Here is a 21,870-nt window from a genome sequence, read left to right as displayed (position 1 = left end):
AGGCCCTTTGTCTGTTCGCGGCGACCTGACGTCGCGCCACTTATTCGTGGATCGTGTATTCGCCGAGTTCGCAGAGGTCCTGGGTATCTTCGGTCGTATCGAGGCCAGAGCCTTCCTCGAACTCGAAGCGCATGTCGTACCTGCAGACATCCCGGCCGTCGGCGATGGTGATCTCCATGTCTTCTCCGGGGTTCAGCACCTGCCGGCCGAAAACATCGTCCTCCCACTCGTTGACGCCTACGGGCGACGTGTAGAAGTTCGTCAGCACCGCGCTGGTGTTGTTTTTCAGTTTGAAAACCAGGTCCTCTGCCCGCGCGTCGAAAGTGGTCGCAGCAAAGAGGACCAGTCCCGTCAGGACAAGTTTCACTTTCATATATGCCATTGCCTCCGTTTGATGATGACGGACGCTACCGATGCGGCTGATGCCAGCGGGGTCATCGTTCCCCCTCTACCGATTTCACCGAAGCGATAAGATCCGAACGGGACTTAGAAAACGTGGCTTGCGCGGGCGTGTGGAGGTCCTTGAAACGCCCCCCAAGAGCTACGCAGTTCAATGGAGTTTATTGCAACAGTCGCTGTCACTGGCCGGTGTTGAGACGTCACTGCTCATTGCCGGTTACGACGACAGGCCCGCTAAACTTTCAAGCTGTGGAAAGCATTCATTCGCAGATTCCACTTTGTGTTTTTCGGAAAATGCCTCTTGCGGATTCTCTGCAATCATTCTAAATCCGCGCCAACGCTCGGTTATCTGAGCTGTGAGGCCTCGTGGCGGAGTGGTGACGCAGAGGACTGCAAATCCTTGTACCCCGGTTCAATTCCGGGCGAGGCCTCCAAAATTTTCCACGTCATAACGAGTGCGATGACAACGCCTTCTGTCGAAGGCGTTGAACTCTGCAAATTTCTACGTCAGCACCAGGGCGTCGCGTGCCCCGTCCACGGCCGCACCAGCCCTTCGGAGACGAGCACGCGCCCGATGGACTGGTCGCCGCGGGTGACCAGCCGCAGCTTTTCACCAGGGTTGGCATCCGGACGACCGCTCGCCGCTTCCAGCTTGAAGTCACCCGCATTCAGCAATTCCCTCAGGCGCTGCTTGGCGTAAAAACCGCGCGAACGCTCCTTGTCGCAGCTTGCCTGGCGAATGCGCGGTGCGTCGACGTCTGCCACGCGGATCGTTTCGCCGCGGTACAGGAAGGTGGCGCCGTCGATCACGCAATTATCGTTGCGAATCCCGCAGAAATAAAACTGATCCGTGCGGATGGATGCCGTCGTCACTTCCTCGTTCGGCCGCACCGCGGGTGTCGGCGCCTTTGCACCGACGTCAACGGACGGCACCGGAGCGGCAAGCGCGACTCTCGTCACCGGATTCGGTTTCTGCTTCTCGACCCGCTGAGCAGGACGCTCGTCCGCTTTCTGAGCGACGCGAACGGGCTTCGGCTTCGATTCGTGGCGCGACGTGAATGCCAGCACGTCCGATGCCACCGGCCAGTGTTTCAGTTCGGCGCGGTGATCATAGGCGACCACGCCGCCGATGGTCAGCGCCGCGGCCAGATACCACGGCGCCATCCCGCCTTGTTTACCCCTGCTCCGGCCGGAATTCCGGCTTCGACGTTTCGTGGTGGCTTTGGCCATGCGTCCCCATCCTGATTCGCGACCGCATTATGGGTCTGATGGGTTGCCGAAAAGTTTTCGGCGGCCTCCCTCAACAGGGGGCTCGCTGGTTCCGTTGGAATCAAATGCTGGGGAAGTGGAAGCGCTCATCGATCAAATGTTTCGCGATCCATCGAAAAAGTAGGCGACAGCTCTTGGTTCACGAGCCGTTGGAGGAATTCGCGCGTCCGCGCCAGCGTGCCCACCAGACAGCCAAGCGACGACGGCGGCGGCGAACGGATGGGATATCGTGCGAAAGGACGATGAGGCCCAGCGGTATCATCCAGAAGCCGAGCACCGGCAGAAAGCCGAGAAAGCCGCAGAACACCAGGAGCGAGCCCAGCAGGATACGCAGCAGCGGCGATTGCGGCAGTGTGATGCGCCATTTGCCGAGCACGATCTGGCGCGTCTGCGGATCAATCCCGAAGTGCGTCTGCTTCCTGTTTTTATTCATCATTCGCTATCCGGCGTCATTTCCCACAATTGGGGACTTCTCCACAGCCTCGCAACCGAACTTGTCATTTTTTTTGAAAAAACCGCTTGGCAAATCAGAAAAGCATGCGTATTAGCAGCCTCACTTCTGAAGCGCACAGCGAAACAGCGGCGCGGATGATCCCTGGTAGCTCAGCGGTAGAGCACTCGACTGTTAATCGATAGGTCGCCGGTTCGAATCCGGCCCGGGGAGCCAGTTTCAAAAAGGGCCATTTGCAGAAACGCGAATGGCTCTTTTTCATTTCGCACCTATCAATCCCATTCCCAGACGGTACCTATAACAAAGGCGGTGCCGATCATCGTCCGATCCGCCAGGATCTGGACCTTGCCGACAACAGGGCCCTTGCGGCCGCGGCGGGCGAGCTCCCATCGTTGCGCTCTCTATTCGGAAGCTGCACGAAAGCGGCAACGACCCACTGGGCGCGGCGCAGCGATGGTGGCTGCACCATACATTGGCGGCCTTAGCTGCCGGCCTCGGCCGCCCAGGCCCGCAACTCATCGCCCGCGAGATCACAAGCAGCACAGTTGGCGTCTCGGCCGATTGCCGCTAGGCTCACCTTACGGATGCAACCGCTGAGGGGATGGTGTATGCGTGTTCCGGAAGCGGGCCGGGCTTGCCGATCGAGTCGAGCTGAAATTCCAGGACTACCGCGAGGAAAAAGACACCTATGACCGCATCGTCTCGATCGAGATGTTCGAGGCGGTCGGCGAACGATTCTGGGCGACCTATTTCTCGCAGCTCAAAAGATGCCTGAAGCCCGGCGGCAAGGCCGGCCTGCAGATCATCACCATCAAGCCCGAAGCCTATGAGGAATACCGATCCAATCCGGATTTCATTCAGAAATACGTCTTCCCGGGTGGCATGCTGCCGACGCGCGAACATCTCATCGACCTTGGCCGCCATGTCGGCCTGCGCATGATCAACGACTTCGGCTTCGGTATCGACTATGCCCGGACACTCGGCGAATGGCGCGAGCGTTTCTGGTCCGTCTGGAACCGGATCGAGCCGTTGGGCTTCGACCTGCGTTTCAAGCGGTTGTGGGAGTTCTATTTCTACTATTGCGAAGCCGGCTTCCGCGCCCGCAACATCGATGTTCGCCAGATCGTCTTCGAATAGGAACGCATATGGCGCGTCTTTACCGCGTCACGCGTAGCGCTTAAGAGGCGGTCGATCCAATTCTCATTTGTAGGTTCCGCATGCGTCTTGCATGGTTTTTCCTCGCGCTCGCGATCGCGACAGAAGTGGTGGGCCTGACGGTGATGAAGGCCGCCTCATCGAACGGCTCTTATCTCGGCCACATCGTCATGTATGTCTCGATCGCGCTCTCCTACGTCTTCCTGGCCAAGGCCGTGAAGACGATCTCCGTCGGCGTCGCCTATGCGATCTGGGAAGGCTCGGGCGTCGCGATCATCACGCTGGTGTCCGTATTCGTCTTCGGTCATGTGCTAACCGGCCGCGAGATGCTGGGGATTTCGATGGCGATCGTCGGCATTCTGCTCGTCAATGCCGGCGAGCGTCATGACGAGGACGAAGCCGCGACGGAAGGAGCAGCCAGTGAACGCGCCTAGCATCTACTTCGTGCTGGCCATGATGGCGGGCATTCTCGATGTCGCCGCCAACCTCGCCTCGACGAAATCGGAGGGCTTTGCCCGCCGTGGGTGGGGTGCCCTCTCCATTCTGCTGGTGCTTGCCGCCTTCGCGCTCCTTGCCGAAGCGGTCAAGGGCATGGAGCTTGCGATCGCCTATGCCGTCCTCGGCGCGACCGGAATCTTCGGCACGGCCATCTGCGGACGGATGCTCTTCGGACAGAAGTTGAAGCCGATCGGCTGGGTCGGGCTTGCACTCATCTTCGGCGCCGTGCTGGTGCTTCACACGGCCTGACGCCGGCGCTCGCCGGTGCCGGCATGTTTCTTCGCCTCTCTTGCCTCGGCAACGACACCCGTCAGCCGCCTGATAAGAGCGAAATAGAGACTATAGGGCAGCAGGCGCATGAGCTTCACCGCATAGGTGAAGTGCCGCGGGAAAGTGATTTCGAAGCGTCGGGACTTCAGGCCCGCAACGATGCGATCCGCCGCCTGCTCGGCACTGACGAGGCCCGGACGCGGGAAGCGTATCCTCGCAGTACCCGGCGTATCGACAAAGCCGGGGCAGATGATCTGCAGACGGATGCCGATCCGGTCGAGATCAAACTTCAGGCTCTCGGCCATGTTGATCAGCGCGGCCTTGGACGCGCCGTAGGCGGCGCTGGTGGGCAACCCGCCATAGCCGGCGACGGAAGACACGATGGCGATGTGGCCATGTCCCTGCGCCTTCATATGCTCGACGGCCGGCAGCAGGCAGTTGACCACGCCATTGAGATTGACCGCAAAACTTTCCTCGAAGGCTTCGCGGTGGAGGTCGTCTCCCCGCACGGGGACCGCAACCCCGGCATTCAGGATCACCAGCGACAGGTGGCCATGATCGTACTCGATCGCCGCCAGCACGCGCTCCATGTCCTTGGGGTCGGTGACGTCGCCGTCGAGAACGGTGATCCTTCCCTCACCGGCCGCCTCGTGCTGCAGGTCCACCAGTTTCTCGTGGCTTCTGGCGGTGACGACCACCGAATAGCCTTCACGCACCAGCTTGAGCGCCAGAGCCCGCCCGATACCCCCGCTCGCGCCGGTGACCCAAGCCAGTTTATGTTCGGATTTCACAGACTGAATACTCATCACTCTCACTCCTCGGCACGCGCCGGAAAAAACGCACGCATCTCCTTCTGGCGAAAGAGACGAGCCCGGCCCTTCATCGCGGCAGCGGTCCCTGCCGCGGAGCCCCAGATGCCTTGGAGACGATTTTTGTTCGGGACAGAGCGGCGGCGAAACGCTATTTCTTGCCTGAAGTGCAGGCTGAGCCGAAAACACGCCAACATTTCGGCGGTCCGGGATCGTTGTCGATTTTCGTCAGCCGCCGTTCGTATTTCTCTGGCACGTGTCGCCCTGCTCCGGCGCCTGTCCTCAAACACGAGGTTCTGAAAATGGCCATCCTACCGTCCGTCCTCGAAGCGATCGGCAACACACCCTTGATTCGGCTGAAGGCCGTGTCGGAGGCCACGGGCTGCGACATCCTCGGCAAGGCCGAGTTCCTCAATCCGGGACAATCGGTCAAGGACCGTGCCGCGCTGTCGATCATCCGTCACGCGGAACGGAGCGGGCAGCTTCGTCCGGGCGGCGTCATCGTCGAAGGCACGGCCGGCAACACGGGCATTGGGCTTGCGCTCGTCGGTCAGGCGCTTGGTTATCGCACCGTCATCGTCATTCCCGAAACCCAGAGCCAGGAGAAGAAGGACGCCTTGCGTCTGCTCGGCGCCGAACTCGTCGAAGTGCCGGCGGTTCCCTACAAGAATCCCAACAACTACGTGAAGCTCTCCGGCCGGCTCGCCGAGCAACTGGCAAAGACCGAACCGAATGGCGCCATCTGGGCGAATCAGTTCGACAACGTCGCCAACCGCGACGCGCATGTGGAAACCACGGCGCCCGAGATCTGGCGCGACACGGACGGCAAGGTCGATGGCTTCATCTGCGCCGTCGGCTCCGGCGGAACGCTGGCGGGCGTCGCACTGGGGCTGAAGGCGAAGAACCCGGCAATCAAGATCGGCCTTGCGGATCCGCAGGGCGCAGCACTTTACAGCTACTACACCAGCGGCGAACTGAAAGCCGAGGGCAGCTCAATCACCGAGGGCATCGGCCAGGGCCGTATCACCGCCAATCTCGAAGGCTTCACGCCGGACTTCTCCTACCAGATTCCGGATTCGGAAGCCGTTCCCTACGTCTTCGACCTGATCGAGCGGGAAGGCATCTGCGTCGGCGGCTCGACAGGCATCAACATTGCCGGTGCCGTGCGGCTCGCCAAGGAGCTCGGTCCAGGACATACGATCGTGACGATCCTCTGCGACTATGGTAACCGCTATCAGTCGAAGCTCTTCAATCCGGACTTCCTGGCCTCCAAGGGACTGCCGGTGCCGGCCTGGTTGAAGACGTCTTCCCACATTGCGGTGCCATACGAATCAGTTGGATAGGAATGCGATGACCAGGACCGTGACCGCCCTTTTCCGAGACGATTTCTACCTCTCGACCTGCGAAGCAAGCGTCACCGGAATTCTGGAAGATGGCGGGATCGAACTGGATCAGACCTGCTTCTACGCAACATCGGGCGGACAGCCCGGCGACACCGGCTTTCTGGAGCGCGCCGACGGCAGCCGGATCGACATCGCGGTCGCGCGTCATGGCGAAACCAAGGACATCATCATCCATGTGCCGGCTGCGGGACAGCCGGCACCGAATGTCGGTGAAAAGCTCGTCCTGCACATCGACTGGCCGCGCCGCTACCGGCTGATGCGCATGCACACCGCCTGCCATCTGCTCTCGGTCGTCTGCCCCTTCCCGATCACCGGAGCCTCGGTCGGCGAAGACGAGAGCCGTGTCGATTTCGACATGAGCGAGACGATCGACAGGGACGAGGTCACGACGGCGCTGATGAAGCTCGTCGAGGAAAATCACCCGATTTACGTCCAGTGGATCACCGACGAGGAACTTGCCGCCAATCCCGGCATCGTCAAGTCGAAGAACGTGCGCCCGCCGATCGGCCTTGGGCGCGTCAGCCTTGTCTGCATCGGCGAAAATTCGGCCATCGACAGCCAACCCTGCGGCGGCACGCATGTGTCGGAAACGCAGGAAGTCGGCGCCATCCACATCGCCAAGATCGAGAAAAAGGGCAAGGAAAACCGTAGGTTCCGTATCCGCTTCGGCACGCCCGAAGATCGCGCATCAGTTTGAGTAGGGAGTTGCGACCGTGACCAACAACAAGAGCGCCTTTGTCGTTTCCGCCGAATGGCTGCAGGAGCGCCTCGGCGACCCGGCGATCCGGATCCTCGACGCTGCCTGGTACCTGCCCGCACAGAACCGCAACCCGAAGGCGGAATACGACGCCGGACACATTCCCGGTGCCGTGTTCTTCGACCAGGATGCCATTGCCGACCACACGAGCGGCCTGCCCCACACCTTGCCCTCGCCGGAAGTCTTCGCCTCGTCGGTCGGCGCGCTCGGTGTCAGCGAGAAGGACACGATCGTCGTCTATGACGGCCCCGGCATCATGACCGCACCGCGCGTCTGGTGGATGTTGCGCATCATGGGCGCCAAGAACGTTTACGTGCTCGATGGCGGCATGGACGGCTGGAACAGGGAAGGACGCCCTGTCACCACCGAAGTGCCCTCGCCCAAGCCGGCAACGTTCAATGCGAGCTTCACGCCTTCGGCGGTCACTTCCTTCGAGAAGATGAAAGAGATCGTCGCCGACGGCAGCATCCAGATCGCCGATGCCCGCGGCGCCGGACGTTTCTATGGCGAAGAACCAGAGCCGCGCGCTGGCATGCGCTCGGGCCATATGCCTGGCGCGCATAGCCTTCCCTCCGGCATTTTCTCGGAAAACGGAAAGTTCAAGGATCTCGCGACGCTGCGCCAAACCTTCGCCGACGCCGGCGTCGATCTCTCCAAACCCGTGGTCACGACCTGCGGATCGGGCGTCACCGCCGCCATCATCACCCTGGCGCTGCAATCGCTCGGCCACACGGACAATACCCTTTACGATGGCTCCTGGTCGGAATGGGGCGGCCGCGCCGACACGACGATCGTCACCGGTCGAGAGTGATATCATGCGCTCACCGAAGCTCGCCTCCCTGACAGCGCACGTAACCGAACTCGAGATGACGGCGCCGCCGAAGCAAAGCCTGCCGATGCCGGTCAACATCCAGACCGCCATCCTGCGCGTCTCCGACATCCCGCTCAGCTACTACCGCTTTTTGTACCTGCGTGTCGGTCGCCGTTGGCACTGGACCGAGCGGCTGCGGATGAGCGACGAGGAACTCGCAGCGGTGCTTGGCGACAAGCGAACGAGCGTCACGGTTCTCTATGTCAACGGTGCGCCGGCCGGCTTTTTCGAGTTGCACCAGGGCGACGACGATGTCGTCGAGCTCGTTCATTTCGGCCTGATGGAACATGCGCTCGGCCTCGGCCTCGGCAAGTGGTTCCTGCTCCAGACGCTCTTTGCCGCCTGGGCGCTCAATCCGAGCAAGCTGACGGTAACGACCAACAATCTGGATCACCCCCGCGCGCTCCAGCTTTACCAGCAGTTCGGTTTCTCGCCGGTCGCCACCCGTGAGGCGACGGTCGAGCCCCTGACCGACGAGGAACTGCTGACCCTGGCGAAAAATCTCTAACGCATGTCGCCCCGGCAAGTTCCGGGTGTCGAAAGGATCGCGACCGGCGCATTCTCCTGATCGAACACTTCAAACCGATCAAGGAGATGCGCCATGACTTTGCGCTACATTCCGATATCCGACGACGAAGCGCGGCGGATCCGAGAGGGCGGGCCGGACGCCTATGGCAATCCGCCAGAGCGAGAGATTTCCGACGGTGACGGCGTGCCCTGCCGGCACTGCCTGCGCAATGTCGGCGCCGGGGAGCCTTACCTGATCTTTGCGCTGCGGCCGTTTTCGTCGTTGCAGCCCTATGCGGAGACCGGCCCGGTGTTCATGCACGCCGAGGAATGTCCGGCGCATGATGGCAACGCGCTTCCGCCGATCCTGGCCTCGAGCGTCAGCTATCTATTGCGTGGTTATGGCGAGAACGAACGGATCGTCTATGGGACCGGCGGTGTCGTTTCGTCGGAACAACTGCAGGCGCGGGCGGAAGAATTGCTGGCGCGACCGGACGTTTCGTCCGTACATGTGCGTTCGGCCAGGAACAATTGCTACCAGTGCCGGATAGAACTGGCCTGAACACGAATTCGGCCCGGCATTTCTGCCGGGCCGAAAAGATCTATCCCTCAGGCGACGTTCAGGACGGCCTCGGGCGCATAGGCATCGTAGCCCAGCGCTTCGGCGACCGGCGCGTTGGTGACGCGGCCGCGGTGGACGTTGAGGCCGGCACGCAGATGCCGATCCTCGGCGATCGCCTTCAGGCCCTTGTCCGCGAGTTGCAGGCCGTAGTGAAGCGTCGCGTTGTTCAGCGCTTGCGCCGAAGTCACCGGCACCGCGCCCGGCATGTTCGCCACGCAGTAGTGCACGATGCCGTCGACCTCGTAGGTCGGGTCGGAATGGGTGGTGGCATGCGAGGTCTCGAAGCAGCCGCCCTGGTCAATCGCGACGTCGACGATGACGGCACCCTTCTTCATGCCGGTCAGCATTTCGCGGGTCACGAGCTTCGGCGCCGCAGCTCCCGGAATGAGAACCGCTCCGATCACCAGATCAGCGGAGAACACTTCCTCCTCCAGCGCATCGATAGTCGAATAGCGCGTGTGGACGCGGCCGGCGAAGAGATCGTCGAGCTGGCGCAGGCGCGGGATCGAGCGATCGATAATCGAGACATCGGCGCCGAGCCCCGCCGCCATCCGTGCCGCATGCAGGCCGACGACGCCACCGCCGATGACGGTGACCTTCGCCGGCAACACGCCCGGCACGCCGCCGAGCAGGATGCCGCGGCCGCCATTGGCCTTCTGCAGCGAGGTCGCACCCGCCTGGATCGCCAGGCGTCCGGCAACTTCGGACATCGGCGCAAGCAATGGCAGGCCACCACGATCGTCGGTCACGGTTTCATAGGCAATCGCCGTGACGCCGGAATTGAGGAGACCCTTGGTCTGTTCCGGATCGGGCGCAAGATGGAGATAGGTGTAGAGAATTTGGCCTTCGCGGAGCTGCGCCCATTCTGAGGGTTGCGGCTCCTTGACCTTGACGATCATGTCCGACTTTTCGAACACTTCCTTTGCCGTCGCGACAATCTTCGCGCCAGCCGCACGGTAAGCATCGTCATCCGCGCCGATCCCTGCCCCGGCCTTGGTTTCCACGATCACCTCGTGGCCATGGGCAACATATTCACGCACCGAGCCGGGCGTCAGGCCGACTCGATATTCATGGTTTTTGATTTCCTTCGGGCAACCGACACGCATCCTCGCGTTCCTCTCCTGTTATGGGCTTTTCGCCACTTTTGACGAGGCATTCAGCAAAACACGGCCTAAATCGAATGTCCTTGCAAAGACGGAATCCCGGGCGCATTGATTTCGAATAGTGTTGCGTGCGCTGAAGCATTATTGAGGGAAATCACGAATGAGCGAACTCGATGCAATCGATCATGCGATTCTGCGCATCCTCCAGCAGAATGGCCGGATCTCGAATGCAGACCTCGCGGCGAAGGTCGGGCTCTCTCCGTCCGCCTGCTCCCGCCGGGTCGACATCCTCGAAAAGTCAGGAACGATCGCCGGCTATCATGCCCGCATCGCGCATAAGGCGCTCGACTACCAGATCATGGTGATCGTGCATATTTCGCTGTCGGGCCAGTTCGCCAAGACGCTCGCCGAGTTCGAGGCGGCAGTGAAACTCTGTCCGAACGTGCTCGTCTGCTACCTGATGTCGGGAGAATACGACTATATTCTGAGGGTCGCGGCCAAGGACCTGCAGGACTACGAGCGCATCCACCGCGATTGGCTCTCGGCCTTGCCCCATGTGGTCAAGATCAATTCCAGCTTCTCGCTGCGGGAAGTCATCGACCGGCCAAATGTCGGCATCTGAGCGAGCGACCTACCGGCCGACGACACAATTGCGGCCGCGTCCCTTGGCGGCGTAGAGCCTGAGGTCGGCCTGAGACAGCAGGTTCTCGATCGCCGTCCCGTCGTCCGGTGTCGACGACAGACCGATGCTTGCGGTCACCGGCCGCCCGTCCGGCGTCGAGACGAGCTCCGACACGGCTACGCGAATCTCGTCCGCCCGGCGCAAGGCATCGCCATGGGTCATTGCCGGGCAAAGGATCACGAACTCCTCGCCGCCATAGCGAAACAGCCGATCGACCGGGCGCAGTCTCGATTTTACCGTCTCGACCAGCCGCTGCAGGACGCGGTCGCCTTCCTGGTGGCCGAAGCGGTCGTTGACGCCCTTGAAATGGTCGACGTCGATGATCATCAGCGTGACTGCGGCATTATCGGCGCTCGTCGCGCGGAGCATTTCCGGCCCTTCGATTTCAAACCGGCTGCGGTCGAGCGAACCAGTCAGCGTGTCCTGCCCCGACCGCGAAAGCAGGTCTTCGTAGCGTTCGCGGAACGTCAAGGTGTTGAAGATGTCGCCAAGCGGCCGGTCCGACATAGCCAGGAACGGATGGCGCGAGGCATTGAGATACATGCCTGTCGCGATAGCAAAAAAGGGCGCCGCGAGCATCTTCGCCATCCAGCCGCCCCAGAAGACCTCGAGGGGCGCACCGTTCCACCAGCGTAGTGCCGCATAGAAAGCAGCCTGATCGAAAGTCAGCACGACGACGCCGCAGATCAGGAATCGGACAGTCACGAAACGCCGGAACCACCTGCCCAGCCGCTCGTAAAGCAGAATGATCATCAGCGAATCGAAATAGAGGATCGTCGTCCCCCAGACCATCAGCCAACCCATCTCGTCGATGAAGGCGATGTCGGCGGATCGTTCCGCCACAATCGAGACGGTATCGTGCTGGCGCAGCAACAGGCTCAGCGCCACCGTCAGGAAATTGCCGGCGAGCAAGCCATAGATCGGCTGGCGAACGGTTGCGGCGTCCTCCTTCACGTAGAGCAGCAGGATCATCATCAGCTTGCCGGAGAAGAGCACGGCCGAGCCGGGCGAGATCACGCCGAACGGCAATTGTACGTAGAAGACGGCAGCGAGATAGGTCTCGATGAAATGCATCACGCCGAGCGCGGCGACGAAGACGCCAAGTCCCAGCCGGGCGCGAAGATGCAGCAGCCCGATCATCGCCATGACGTAGACCAGCGCCTCGCCGACGAAGAGAAGAAGGTTGGCGTTTGGCATGCGCTTCAAAAAAATCCGTTTCCCGAAGCCCGGTTAAACGGGAAGTTTGAAGAAAACTTTAGCGGGGCCCGCAGTTGCCCGGCTTCAGAATGCGAAAATCTGCCGCTTTCGGAAATGCCGCCTTTCCGGCATAGTCGCCGCCAACCCACCGTGGTTCGCGTGTCTGCGAACAAAACTCCGGATTGCACTCGTCTATAAATGGAGGACCGCATGCCAACGATGACATCCCCGCTCCATCTCACGCGCCGCTCGCTTCTCGCGGGCGCTGCGGCTTCCTCGGCGTTCGTCATGCTGCATCCGTTTTCCGTCCGCGCTGCCGCCAACCAGGCGCATCTCAGAATCATGGAAACGACGGACCTACACGTCCACGTCTTTCCCTACGACTATTATGGCGACAAGCCCAACGATACGGTCGGTCTTGCCCGCACCGCCTCGATCATCGATGCCATCCGGGCCGAAGCGACAAACTCCATCCTCGTCGACAATGGCGACTTCCTCCAGGGCAACCCGATGGGCGATTACATCGCCTATCAGCGCGGCATGAAGGACGGTGATATCCACCCTGTCATCGCCGCCATGAACGTGCTCGGCTATGATTGCGGCACGCTTGGCAACCACGAATTCAACTATGGCCTGGACTTCATGTTCAAGGTCCTGAACGGCGCGAACTTCCCGCTCGTTTGCGCCAATCTGACGAAGGGCGCTCTTGCCGCCAACGGGCGTCAGGACGACCTGTTCCTCAAGCCTTACGTCATTCTCGACAGAAAGGTGAAGGACGGCTCCGGCACGGAGCATCAGATCCGCATCGGTCTCATCGGCTTCGTTCCGCCGCAGATCATGACCTGGGATGCCAAGAACCTCGAGGGCAAGGCCAATGCCCGCGATATCGTCAAGGCGGCCGAAGCCTGGGTGCCGCAGATGCGCGAGGAAGGCGCCGATATCGTCGTCGCCCTCTCGCATTCGGGCATCGGCCAGCAGTCCTACGCGGAGAACCTCGAGAACGCATCCGTTCCCCTTGCCGCGATCGAAGGCATCGATGCGATCGTCACCGGCCATAGCCACCTGGATTTCCCCGGCCCGAAATTCGACGGCATCGCCGGCGTCGACAACACGAAGGGCCTGATCTCCGGAAAGCCCGGCGTCATGGGCGGCTTCTGGGGGTCGCATCTCGGCCTCATCGACCTGCTGATCGAACGCGAGGGTGGCGCCTGGCGCGTCGTCAGTTCGACAAGCGAGGCACGGCCGATCTATCGTCGCGAAGAGAAGAAGGTGATCCCCGAGGTCGTCGACAAGCCGGAGGTGCTGGCCGCCGCAAAGAAGGACCACGAGGCGACGCTCACCTATGTGCGCACGCCCGTCGGCAAGACCAGCGCGCCGCTCTACTCCTACTTCGCTCTGGTTGCGGATGATCCGTCCGTCCAGATCGTCAGCCAGGCGCAGACCTGGTACATCAAGGACATGCTGAAGGAGACCGAGTACCGCGACCTGCCGGTGCTATCGGCCGCCGCCCCCTTCAAGGCGGGCGGCCGGGGCGGCGCGGACTACTATACTGACGTTCCGGCCGGCGATATCGCGATCAAGAACGTCGCCGACCTCTATCTCTACCCGAACACGGTGCAGGCCGTTGTCATCACCGGCGACCAGGTGCGCAACTGGCTGGAAATGTCCGCCGGCATCTTCAACGAGGTCAAGCCGGGTGCCGCCGATGCGCCGCTGATCAACGGCGGTTTCCCGTCCTACAATTTCGACGTCATTGACGGGGTCACCTATCAGATCGACCTTTCCGAACCGCCGAAGTTCGACAAGGACGGCAACGTCATCAACCCTTCCTCGAACCGCATCAAGAATCTGCAGTTCAACGGGAAAGCGATTGATCCGGCACAGAAATTCGTGGTCGCCACCAACAATTACCGGGCTGGCGGCGGCGGCAATTTCCCCGACATTGCCGCCGACAAGGTGGTGTTCGCAGCCCCCGACACCAACCGCGATGTCGTGGTGCGCTACATCATCGATCAGGGCACCATCAACCCGTCGGCCGACGCCAACTGGACCTTCGTGCCGCTCGCCAATACGAGCGTGACATTCGACAGCGGGCCGAAGGCCCGGCAGTTCCTGGCGCAGGTGAAGGGTGTGACGATCGAGGATGCCGGTGATGCCGCTGAAGGCTTTGCCCGCTTCCGGATCAAGCTCTGAGGATCAGACAAACGAGAATCGGGCCGCCACCTGTGGCGGCCCACCGCTTTTGGCAGGCGGCGTAGATTCAGCCGAACCAGCGATGCCTATGCAGGCTGACGAAAGCCAATGCGAGACATTAAGAATGTCAGCTAACTATCTGAGAATATTTGGATATACCGCAGGCGAGACCGATCAAACCTGGCGCGACTGGGCATCGTCGGAAAACAGCGACGGGCCGGTCTGGTCGATGATCTGGCGTCCCTTGCGCAGCGCGGCATCGATCGCGTCCTGCTCGGAAGTGAAGAGATCGGCGCGAATGAAGCTGCGGATCTTGGCACTGCCATCGGCTGCGGGCTTTTCGATACTGCCGGCCAGGCGAAACTGCGAGCCCTCGCGCATGGGCGTCGCGCGGATGGTGCATTCGGCATAGGCCTCGGCCTTGCCGGGCGCAGCCTGCGCCTGGTTTTCAGAGGAGCCCGAACGGCCGAACAATTTCGAGAAAAACGATGCCATGACCAAGACTTAGACGCCGCGGTCGGCACTGTCAAAGCTTAAGTGCCAATTTTCAACCGCGACGCCGTCATCCGGGCCTAGATGATGAGATTAGCGAGGATCTCGTTTTCGGTGATGTCCTGGTAACGCAGTCCCGCGGCGTCGAAGCGGGCCTTCAGCACCGGGAAATTCTCGGCATGTTTGGTCTCGATGCCGATCAGGATGGAGCCGAAATTGCGCGCCGATTTCTTCAGATATTCGAAGCGCGAAATATCGTCCTCGTCGCCGAGCAGATTGAGGAAATCGCGAAGCGCGCCCGGTCGCTGCGCCATGCGCAGGATGAAGTATTTCTTGAGTCCGGCGTGGCGCATCGCCCGCTCCTTGACATCCGGCAGGCGCTCGAAGTCGAAATTGCCGCCGGAGACGACGGCAACCACCGTCTTGCCCGCAAGCGCCTCGGGGCCCAGCGCTTCCAGCGCCGCAACCGAAAGGGCGCCTGCCGGTTCCAGCACGACGCCTTCGACGTTCAGCATATCGACGATCGTCAGGCAGATCGCATTCTCCGCCAGGAGCATCACCTGATCGGCGGAAAAGCGGCGAAGGGCAGCAAAATTGAGGTCGCCAATCCGTCCGACTGCGGCACCGTCGACGAAATTGTCGACCTGATCGAGGGTGACGACACTGCCGGTTTCGAGGCTCTCGCGCAGGCTGGGTGCGCCGGCGGGTTCGCAGAAGATGAAGTGATCCGCGGCGATCACGTCCTTGAGATACCCCGTCACGCCGGCAGCAAGGCCACCACCGCCGACGGGCAGGACGACGAGATCGGGTGTCACGCCATCAGGCAACTGCCAGACAATTTCAGCGGCGACGCTTGCCTGGCCTTCGATGATATCGGCATGATCGAAAGGCGGCACCATGACGCCGCCGATCGCTTCGACGTGGTCGCGCGCCGCCTTATAGCACTGGTCGAAGATATCGCCGACGAGGCGGATGGTGATGAATTCGCCGCCGAACATGCGGGTCTTGTCGATCTTTTGCTGTGGCGTCGTCACCGGCATGAAAACGACGCCCGGCACGCCGAAATGGCGGCAGACGAAGGCAAAGCCCTGGGCGTGGTTGCCGGCCGAGGCGCAGACGAAGGTCTTGCCGGATGCGTCGGCACCAAGCGCCTTGCGGAAGAAATTGAACGCGCCGCGGATCTTGTAGGAGCGCACGGGCGACAGGTCTTCGCGCTTGAGGTAGATGTTGGCACCGTAGCGCGCGCTCAAGTGCTCGTTGAGCTGCAGCGGCGTCGGCGGGAAGATCTCCCGCAAGGCTTCGGTTGCGGCTTCGACATCCTGCTTCATCGCGTGCGGTCTTCCGTTGAGTTGGTCGATGGGTGTGGCTATTGCACATTGCAACGCCCGAAGCCATCGCTTTGACTCGAATCGGACCGCCGTGAACAATGCAGCCGCATCCCCTTCGGCCGGGACGTCCGCAACACTTTCCGGGAAATTGAACGCTTGAATGCAACTTTGATCCGGCATGCTGTGCACATCGCGGCAATCCTCGGTATCTATCTGGCGGGCGCCATGCTCGTGCCGGCGATGGTCGATCTCTATTACGGCCACCCGGACTGGCAGATCTTCGCCGCTTCGGCCTTCATGGTCGGCGGGCTGTCGCTTGCGACCTTCATGGCGACCCGCATGGGACCGCCGCCGTTTTCCAAGAAGTTCGGCTTCGTCCTGGTCAATCTGTTGTGGGCGGTCTTTTCCGTGGTCGGAGCAATCCCGCTCTGGCTGTCGTCGCTCGATCTTGATTTTGCCCAGGCGCTTTTCGAGTCCGTCTCGGCAATTACCACGACCGGCGGCACCGTCATCGTCGGTCTCGACGACGCGCCGCCGGGGCTTCTGGTCTGGCGTTCGCTGCTCTGCTGGCTGGGCGGCATCGGCATCGTCGTGCTCGGCCTGTTCATCATCCCCTATCTCAGGGTCGGCGGCATGTCCTTCTTCAAGATGGAATCCTCCGACACCAGTGACAAACCGTTCGCGCGCCTCGCCAGCTTCAGCCGCGCCTTCCTGATCGTCTATGTCGTCATCACGCTTCTCTGCACGATCGGCTACTTCCTGACCGGCATGAACCGCTTCGACGCCATCAACCATGCGATGTCGACGGTCGCGACCGGCGGCTTTTCCACCCATGATGCGTCCTTCGCCTATTTCGGCAGCATCCCGCTGCTCTGGACGGCGACCTTCTTCATGGCGCTTTGCAGCCTGCCCTTCTCGATCCTGATCGTGCTGGTGGCACGCGGGCGGCTCGATGCGTTGCGCGATCCGCAGATCATCGTGTTTCTCGGCTATCTCTCGACCTTCTCAATCGCGGTCGCTGTCTATCACCGCCTGGTCAATGGCGTCGAATTTCACCTGGCGCTGGCGCATTCCTTCTTCAACATCACCTCGATCCTCTCGACCAGTGGCTATGCCAGCCAGGACTACAGCCTCTGGGGGCCTTTCGTCGTCATGGCTGCCTTCATCGCCACCTTCATGGGCGGCTGTTCCGGATCGACGGCAGGCGGCATCAAGGCCTATCGCTTCATCGTGCTCTTCAACGCGATCCGGTCGGGGCTCAACAAGCTCGTCTACCCCAACGCGATCTACGCCGTGCGCTACGGCGAAAATGCCGTCGATGCCGACACGCAACGCGCGATCTTCCTGTTCTTCATCACCTATATCCTCCTCTGGGTCTTCGGAAGCCTCGCCATGGGTGCGCTCGGCTATGATCTGATCACTGCGACATCGGCAGTCATCACCTGCCTCTCAAATGTCGGCCCCGGGCTTGGCCCCATCATCGGACCGGCAGGCAACTTCTCGACGCTCGGCGATCCCGAACTCTATCTACTGTCACTGATGATGCTGCTCGGCCGTCTGGAGGTTCTGACCGTGCTCGTGATCCTGACGCCGGTGTTCTGGAAGCATTGACCATTGGCCTGCCGGCCCTATCGTCTTGACTCGATGCGGCAGATGCCGAAAGTCGGTGTCATCCGGCGATGGGGAAAACGTCATGGTGAAACATATGCTTCTTCTGGCGACGCTGACCGCCGCCGCGACACTGGCCGGAAATCCGATCGCGCATGCCGGACCACTCACCGATGCGGCGGCGCAGGCGGAGAAACTTGCCGCTTCGGGTGATGCGGCAAAAGCCCGCGACCTCCTTCGCCAGGCGATCAGCGATTTTTCGCAAAAGCTGCCCTTCGCGATCGGCAAGGCGATTTTCGTTTCCAAGCAGCCGACGGGCTATGCGATGTACCAGCCGAGGGACGGCTCCGTCTTCAAGGAGGGCGAGTCGCTGATCTCCTACATCGAGCCGATCGGCCTTTCCTGGAAGGATGCCGCGGAGAAAGGCAAGCTCGAGAGCCACTTCACCGTCGATTTCGACATCCTCAACCCGAAAGGCGACGTGCTCGCCGGGCAGAAGGCCTTCGGCGATTTCACCTTCACCGGTTACCTCAGAAACCAGGAAATCTATGCGACACTGACCATCGACGTTTCCGGCGCGCCGGCGGGCGACTACGTGCTGCGCTTCCACTTCAACGACGTCAACAGCGGCAAGAGCGCCAGCGTCGACCAGCCCTTCAAGATTGCCGGACCGTAAGACCATGCCTGACGCAATAACGACCGTTGGTTTCGATGCCGACGACACCCTCTGGCAGAACGAACAGTTTTTTCGCCTGACCGAGGCTCGCTTCGCCGAACTTCTCAGTCCCCACACCGACACCGAGCATTTGTCCGAACGGCTGCTTGCCGCAGAAAAACGCAATCTCCGTCTCTACGGTTTCGGCATAAAGGGCTTCGTCCTCTCGATGGTCGAAACCGCAGTGGACGTGACGGAGGGGAAAGTCCCCTCTTCCGTCATCGCCGAAATCCTGGCGGCCGGCCGCGACATGCTCGTGCACCCGGTCGAGCCGCTCCCGCATGCCAAGGAAACACTTGACGCCCTTCATGGCCAGGTCCGGCTCGTCATGATCACCAAGGGTGATCTCTTCGACCAGGAGCGCAAGCTTGCCGCCTCCGGCCTTGGCGACTATTTCGACGCGGTTGAAATCGTTAGCGACAAGAATGCCGGTACCTACGAGCGCATCTTCAAGCGCCATGGCGACGGCCCGCTGAAGAGCCTGATGGTCGGCAATTCACTGAAGTCCGATATCGTCCCGGCACTCGATGCGGGAAGCTGGGGCGTTTATGTCCCGCACGCGCTCACCTGGTCATTCGAGCACCATGACAAGCCGGAGCACCATCCGCGTTTCCGCGAGATCGAGCATCTCGGCGGACTAGCCGCGCTCGTTCGTGGTTTGAGCGACTGACCTGCCCCTTCTCATCTGAAAGACAGATCTTGCGCTGGTGCGGGCGACGGGGGGGCGGGCGGCCCCATGCAGGCTAGGCCGAGGGATTTTAAGTCCCTTGCGCACATCCAGTCTTTCGCCAGATCCGGGACTCCAAGCGCCGCCAAATCGATGCAGGAAGAAGCGGTAGACAGTGGCGTGCGAACGATTTCCAGGGAACGCGCGGGAAAAGCGAAAGCGCATCCCCTTGACGCAGCAGCGTAAGTGTTTGATCTAGGAGGTCATGCGGGCGTGGCGAAACTGGTAGACGCAAGGGACTTAAAATCCCTCGGCCTTGGCCGTACGGGTTCGACCCCCGTCGCCCGCACCAGACAGACGGTTTTCAGGATCATTGGGCGGCCGGCGTCCAACTCTCGCTCGGCAGCGACGGGTTTGCGCCGGAAAAGGTGGCCGCTCAGTTGTTGTAGTAGTAGCAATCGCATTCCGCCTGGTAGGCATCGTCGTGCCATACCCGGACGGCGAGTTTCGAAGCGCATCCCTCGTCTTCCAGCCTGAGGCCGAGAAGCGAGACCGCTGCCGCCTTGGAATTGGGGGCGTCCACCTCGATTGCCGATCCGACCTGGTGGACTCCCTGCCGCGGGGTCCAGGTGAAGATCTGAACGCTGTAGTGCATCGAATATCCTCCGTGGAGAGATGGTGTGCACGCAATACTGTTGCAGAACGCTGGAGCGGAATGAGGAAGCGTTGACGTTTCCGCCCGCATCCTACTCTAACTTATTATAATCGATCACGTTTGCGATATTATGTCGCCCGACCCAAATCACCGTGATCCGGTGTTCGGATTGAGCCGGCTGCCTTGAAGCGAACTAACCGTCTTCTACGGTCGCCTCCGGTCGATCGCCGCCGTCTGTGTGTTCGAAGTGCCAGCGACCCTGCTCGTCCTGGAAACTGATATCTTCGTCGTCGCCGCCAACCTGCTGTTCGGCGGCGGCAGCCTTGGCGGCGGCAAGCGCCATTTCGCGGCTGGGGAAGGGTTCCGAAAATGCGTCGGCAGCCTTGTAGGCCCAGCCTCCGTCATGAGGAACGATGGTGTAAGTGATCCGCGCCATACTTCCCTCCAACAGTCCGAAAGACGCTTCGGTCTTCGGGCGGGCCGTTGCCGCACGGCCCTTTCTTTCCTCCTCGTCAAAGGCATGCTCATGCCGAACGCCGCGGATATTACCACAGGTACGGTGCGAATTGCCACCTTCGCGAATCACCCGGGAACGGCGTGTAGCGAAACAAAAAAGCGGCCCCTCGCGGGGCCGCCCTTGATCAAGAAATCCAATATCTTGAGCGATCAAACCGCGAGCTTCGCGGCAATCTTGGCGACATGTGCGCCCTGGAAGCGAGCCGCCTCGAGTTCGACCTCGGAGGGCTGACGCGAACCGTCGCCGCCGGTGATCGTCGAGGCGCCGTAGGGCGAGCCGCCCTTGATCTCGTCAAGGCCCATCTGCCCCTGGAAGGCATAGGGAAGGCCGACGACGACCATGCCGTGGTGCATCAGGGTCGGGATGAAGCCAAGGATCGTCGACTCCTGGCCGCCGTGCTGCGTCGCCGAGGACGTGAAGACCGAGCCGACCTTGCCGACCAGCTTGCCCTTGGCCCACAGGCTGCCGGTCTGGTCGATAAAGTTGCGCATCTGCGAGGCAACCGTGCCGTAGCGCGTGCCCGCGCCGAAGATGATCGCGTCATACTGCGCAAGTTCCTCGACATTGGCGATCGGCGCTGCCTGGTCCAGCTTGTAGTACGAAGCCTTGGCAACTTCTTCCGACACGAGCTCGGGAACGCGCTTCACGTCGACCTCGGCGCCGGCCGATTTCGCGCCTTCGGCCACCGCATAGGCCATCGTTTCGACGTGTCCGTATGCCGAATAATAGAGAACAAGAACCTTGGCCATAAAATGCTCCTTTGGATTCAAGCGATCCCACTTGATCACCGCTACCGGGAAGATTTATCAAAATGGAGCCACTTGCCAGGAGTTGTCCGGGAAACAGACTGTTCTTGCTCATCGAACAATGAACAATCACTGTTAAACAATTCGCTTATATAAATAGGAATTACCGATGAGCCCAAAAATCGTCACTGCCGCGATGGTCGCCATCGGCGACGAACTTCTGTCGGGTCGCACCAAGGACAAGAACATCGGCCATCTCGCCGACATGATGACCATGGTTGGCATCGATCTGCGCGAAGTCCGGATCGTCGCCGATGACGAGGCTGCGATCGTCGAGGCCATCAACGCCGTGCGCGGCCGCTACGACTACGTCTTCACGTCAGGCGGTATCGGCCCGACGCATGACGACATCACCGCCGACGCGGTGTCGCGCGCTTTCGGCGTCGAATGCGTCTACGACCCGGAGGCGATGGCCCTGCTCGCTGCAATGTACGAGCGCCGCGGCATGGAGTTCACCGACGCGCGCAAGCGCATGGCACGCATGCCGCTTGGTGCGCGCCATATTCCAAACCCCGTCTCCACCGCTCCGGGCTTCGCCATCGGCAACGTGCATGTCATGGCCGGCGTGCCGCAGGTATTCCAGGCCATGCTCGACGCCTTGTTGCCCGGCCTTCAGGTCGGTTCGCCTCTCCTCTCCCGGACCGTACGCTCACCTTTCGGGGAAGGCGATATCGGCAGCCCGCTGACAGAGGTGCAGAAGAACCATCCGGAGACGAGCATCGGCTCCTACCCCAAGTTCGACGGCAAGAACTTCTCGACCGATATTGTCGTGCGTGCCCGCGATCCACAGGCGCTGGCTGCGGCCGAAGCCGACGTGCAGGCAATGATCCAGGCGATCACCGAAGCGCGCGCCAAGACCTGAGTGCGACTGCAGCAGATCTCAAGTGTTGCTGCCA

Annotated in this window: 24 protein-coding genes, 3 tRNA genes and 1 pseudogene; 17 read left to right on the top strand and 11 right to left on the bottom strand. The window is 61.2% G+C overall.

Annotation, left to right across the window (positions count from 1 at the left end; translation table 11 throughout):
• Window positions 1-40: 40 nt before the first annotated feature.
• A complete protein-coding gene (locus tag QM996_RS07040) occupies window positions 41-367 on the bottom strand; it encodes a hypothetical protein (protein WP_500270268.1) in 327 nt (108 codons plus the stop codon).
• A 392-nt stretch (window positions 368-759) separates the two neighbouring features.
• Here QM996_RS07040 and QM996_RS07035 point away from each other — a divergent pair.
• Window positions 760-833, top strand: a tRNA-Cys gene (locus tag QM996_RS07035).
• Between the two features lie 73 nt (window positions 834-906).
• Here QM996_RS07035 and QM996_RS07030 read toward each other — a convergent pair.
• Both QM996_RS07030 and QM996_RS07025 read right to left on the bottom strand, forming a co-directional pair.
• A complete protein-coding gene (locus QM996_RS07030) occupies window positions 907-1,629 on the bottom strand; it encodes a thermonuclease family protein (RefSeq protein WP_500269815.1) in 723 nt (240 codons plus the stop codon).
• A gap of 178 nt (window positions 1,630-1,807) precedes the next feature.
• The gene (locus QM996_RS07025) at window positions 1,808-2,101 is read right to left on the bottom strand and encodes a hypothetical protein (RefSeq protein ID WP_429820254.1); all 294 of its coding nucleotides are present in this window, start codon (window positions 2,099-2,101) and stop codon (window positions 1,808-1,810) included.
• Window positions 2,102-2,260: 159 nt separating this feature from the next.
• On the opposite strand from QM996_RS07025, the gene QM996_RS07020 reads away from it, so the two are divergent.
• The 4 genes and pseudogenes from QM996_RS07020 (at window position 2,261) to QM996_RS07005 (ending at window position 4,021) form a co-directional block, all read left to right on the top strand.
• Window positions 2,261-2,335: transfer RNA gene (locus QM996_RS07020), tRNA-Asn, on the top strand.
• Window positions 2,336-2,743: 408 nt separating this feature from the next.
• A pseudogene (locus QM996_RS07015) lies at window positions 2,744-3,256 on the top strand (class I SAM-dependent methyltransferase); the annotation flags it as partial.
• Window positions 3,257-3,336: 80 nt separating this feature from the next.
• The gene (locus QM996_RS07010) at window positions 3,337-3,708 is read left to right on the top strand and encodes a DMT family transporter (protein WP_500269814.1); all 372 of its coding nucleotides are present in this window, start codon (window positions 3,337-3,339) and stop codon (window positions 3,706-3,708) included.
• On the top strand, window positions 3,695-4,021 hold the full coding sequence (locus QM996_RS07005; RefSeq protein ID WP_500269813.1) for a DMT family transporter: 327 nt from the start codon (window positions 3,695-3,697) through the stop codon (window positions 4,019-4,021). The genes QM996_RS07010 and QM996_RS07005 overlap by 14 nt, the downstream gene beginning before the upstream one ends.
• Here the strand turns inward: QM996_RS07005 and QM996_RS07000 are convergent.
• Window positions 4,009-4,848 (bottom strand): SDR family NAD(P)-dependent oxidoreductase, encoded by an 840-nt coding sequence (locus QM996_RS07000; RefSeq protein WP_500269812.1) that lies wholly within the window; start codon window positions 4,846-4,848, stop codon window positions 4,009-4,011. The genes QM996_RS07005 and QM996_RS07000 overlap by 13 nt on opposite strands.
• A gap of 305 nt (window positions 4,849-5,153) precedes the next feature.
• Between QM996_RS07000 and QM996_RS06995 the strand changes: the two genes are divergently transcribed.
• The 5 genes from QM996_RS06995 to QM996_RS06975 all read left to right on the top strand — a co-directional run bounded on the left by QM996_RS06995 (window position 5,154) and on the right by QM996_RS06975 (window position 8,951).
• The gene (locus QM996_RS06995; RefSeq protein WP_500269811.1) at window positions 5,154-6,194 is read left to right on the top strand and encodes a cysteine synthase A; all 1,041 of its coding nucleotides are present in this window, start codon (window positions 5,154-5,156) and stop codon (window positions 6,192-6,194) included.
• Window positions 6,195-6,201: 7 nt separating this feature from the next.
• The gene (locus QM996_RS06990) at window positions 6,202-6,951 is read left to right on the top strand and encodes an alanyl-tRNA editing protein (protein WP_500269810.1); all 750 of its coding nucleotides are present in this window, start codon (window positions 6,202-6,204) and stop codon (window positions 6,949-6,951) included.
• A gap of 16 nt (window positions 6,952-6,967) precedes the next feature.
• Window positions 6,968-7,822, top strand: coding sequence for a sulfurtransferase (gene sseA / locus QM996_RS06985; protein WP_500269809.1), 855 nt, complete (start codon window positions 6,968-6,970; stop codon window positions 7,820-7,822).
• Window positions 7,823-7,826: 4 nt separating this feature from the next.
• Complete coding sequence (locus QM996_RS06980; RefSeq protein ID WP_500269808.1) at window positions 7,827-8,390, top strand: GNAT family N-acetyltransferase; 564 nt, start codon at window positions 7,827-7,829, stop codon at window positions 8,388-8,390.
• Window positions 8,391-8,483: 93 nt separating this feature from the next.
• On the top strand, window positions 8,484-8,951 hold the full coding sequence (locus QM996_RS06975; protein WP_500269807.1) for a DUF1203 domain-containing protein: 468 nt from the start codon (window positions 8,484-8,486) through the stop codon (window positions 8,949-8,951).
• A 47-nt stretch (window positions 8,952-8,998) separates the two neighbouring features.
• Here the strand turns inward: QM996_RS06975 and ald are convergent, their stop codons facing one another.
• Window positions 8,999-10,117, bottom strand: a complete 1,119-nt coding sequence (gene ald / locus QM996_RS06970) for an alanine dehydrogenase (protein WP_500269806.1) — start codon at window positions 10,115-10,117, stop codon at window positions 8,999-9,001.
• A gap of 157 nt (window positions 10,118-10,274) precedes the next feature.
• Here ald and QM996_RS06965 point away from each other — a divergent pair, with 157 nt between their 5' ends.
• Entirely contained in the window at window positions 10,275-10,736 is a 462-nt protein-coding gene (locus tag QM996_RS06965) for an Lrp/AsnC family transcriptional regulator (protein WP_057255972.1), read from the top strand.
• 9 nt (window positions 10,737-10,745) lie between these two features.
• Here QM996_RS06965 and QM996_RS06960 read toward each other — a convergent pair whose 3' ends face one another.
• On the bottom strand, window positions 10,746-11,993 hold the full coding sequence (locus QM996_RS06960; RefSeq protein ID WP_500270267.1) for a GGDEF domain-containing protein: 1,248 nt from the start codon (window positions 11,991-11,993) through the stop codon (window positions 10,746-10,748).
• 219 nt (window positions 11,994-12,212) lie between these two features.
• On the opposite strand from QM996_RS06960, the gene QM996_RS06955 reads away from it, so the two are divergent.
• Complete coding sequence (locus QM996_RS06955; protein WP_500270266.1) at window positions 12,213-14,186, top strand: 2',3'-cyclic-nucleotide 2'-phosphodiesterase/3'-nucleotidase; 1,974 nt, start codon at window positions 12,213-12,215, stop codon at window positions 14,184-14,186.
• Window positions 14,187-14,360: 174 nt separating this feature from the next.
• Here the strand turns inward: QM996_RS06955 and QM996_RS06950 are convergent, their stop codons facing one another.
• Entirely contained in the window at window positions 14,361-14,681 is a 321-nt protein-coding gene (locus QM996_RS06950) for an HlyU family transcriptional regulator (protein ID WP_500269805.1), read from the bottom strand.
• Window positions 14,682-14,758: 77 nt separating this feature from the next.
• A complete protein-coding gene (ilvA, locus tag QM996_RS06945; protein WP_500269804.1) occupies window positions 14,759-16,006 on the bottom strand; it encodes a threonine ammonia-lyase in 1,248 nt (415 codons plus the stop codon).
• A gap of 156 nt (window positions 16,007-16,162) precedes the next feature.
• Between ilvA and QM996_RS06940 the strand changes: the two genes are divergently transcribed.
• The 4 genes from QM996_RS06940 (at window position 16,163) to QM996_RS06925 (ending at window position 19,348) form a co-directional block, all read left to right on the top strand.
• Window positions 16,163-17,617: a TrkH family potassium uptake protein gene (locus QM996_RS06940; protein WP_500269803.1), complete on the top strand. Its 1,455-nt coding sequence runs from the start codon at window positions 16,163-16,165 to the stop codon at window positions 17,615-17,617.
• Window positions 17,618-17,699: 82 nt separating this feature from the next.
• Window positions 17,700-18,290 carry a hypothetical protein gene (locus QM996_RS06935; protein WP_500269802.1) on the top strand — a complete coding sequence of 197 codons (591 nt, stop codon included), beginning with the start codon at window positions 17,700-17,702 and terminating at the stop codon, window positions 18,288-18,290.
• Between the two features lie 4 nt (window positions 18,291-18,294).
• On the top strand, window positions 18,295-18,999 hold the full coding sequence (locus QM996_RS06930) for an HAD family hydrolase (RefSeq protein WP_500269801.1): 705 nt from the start codon (window positions 18,295-18,297) through the stop codon (window positions 18,997-18,999).
• A gap of 264 nt (window positions 19,000-19,263) precedes the next feature.
• A tRNA-Leu gene (locus QM996_RS06925) sits at window positions 19,264-19,348 on the top strand.
• 84 nt (window positions 19,349-19,432) lie between these two features.
• On the opposite strand, the gene QM996_RS06920 is transcribed toward QM996_RS06925, so the two are convergent.
• The 3 genes from QM996_RS06920 to wrbA all read right to left on the bottom strand — a co-directional run bounded on the left by QM996_RS06920 (window position 19,433) and on the right by wrbA (window position 20,917).
• Window positions 19,433-19,651 carry a hypothetical protein gene (locus QM996_RS06920; protein ID WP_429820221.1) on the bottom strand — a complete coding sequence of 73 codons (219 nt, stop codon included), beginning with the start codon at window positions 19,649-19,651 and terminating at the stop codon, window positions 19,433-19,435.
• A gap of 193 nt (window positions 19,652-19,844) precedes the next feature.
• A complete protein-coding gene (locus QM996_RS06915) occupies window positions 19,845-20,087 on the bottom strand; it encodes a DUF2188 domain-containing protein (protein WP_500269800.1) in 243 nt (80 codons plus the stop codon).
• Window positions 20,088-20,317: 230 nt separating this feature from the next.
• Window positions 20,318-20,917 (bottom strand): NAD(P)H:quinone oxidoreductase, encoded by a 600-nt coding sequence (gene wrbA, locus QM996_RS06910; RefSeq protein ID WP_173516499.1) that lies wholly within the window; start codon window positions 20,915-20,917, stop codon window positions 20,318-20,320.
• 166 nt (window positions 20,918-21,083) lie between these two features.
• On the opposite strand from wrbA, the gene QM996_RS06905 reads away from it, so the two are divergent.
• Complete coding sequence (locus QM996_RS06905; protein WP_500269799.1) at window positions 21,084-21,836, top strand: competence/damage-inducible protein A; 753 nt, start codon at window positions 21,084-21,086, stop codon at window positions 21,834-21,836.
• Window positions 21,837-21,870 lie beyond the last annotated feature (34 nt).

Origin of the sequence: Sinorhizobium chiapasense (genome assembly GCF_045277575.1) — a bacterium.
In the GTDB taxonomy this organism is placed as follows: Bacteria; Pseudomonadota; Alphaproteobacteria; order Rhizobiales; family Rhizobiaceae; genus Ensifer; species Ensifer chiapasense_A.
Note: the sequence above shows the minus strand (reverse complement) of the source record. Positions and strands in the feature narration are given on the sequence as shown.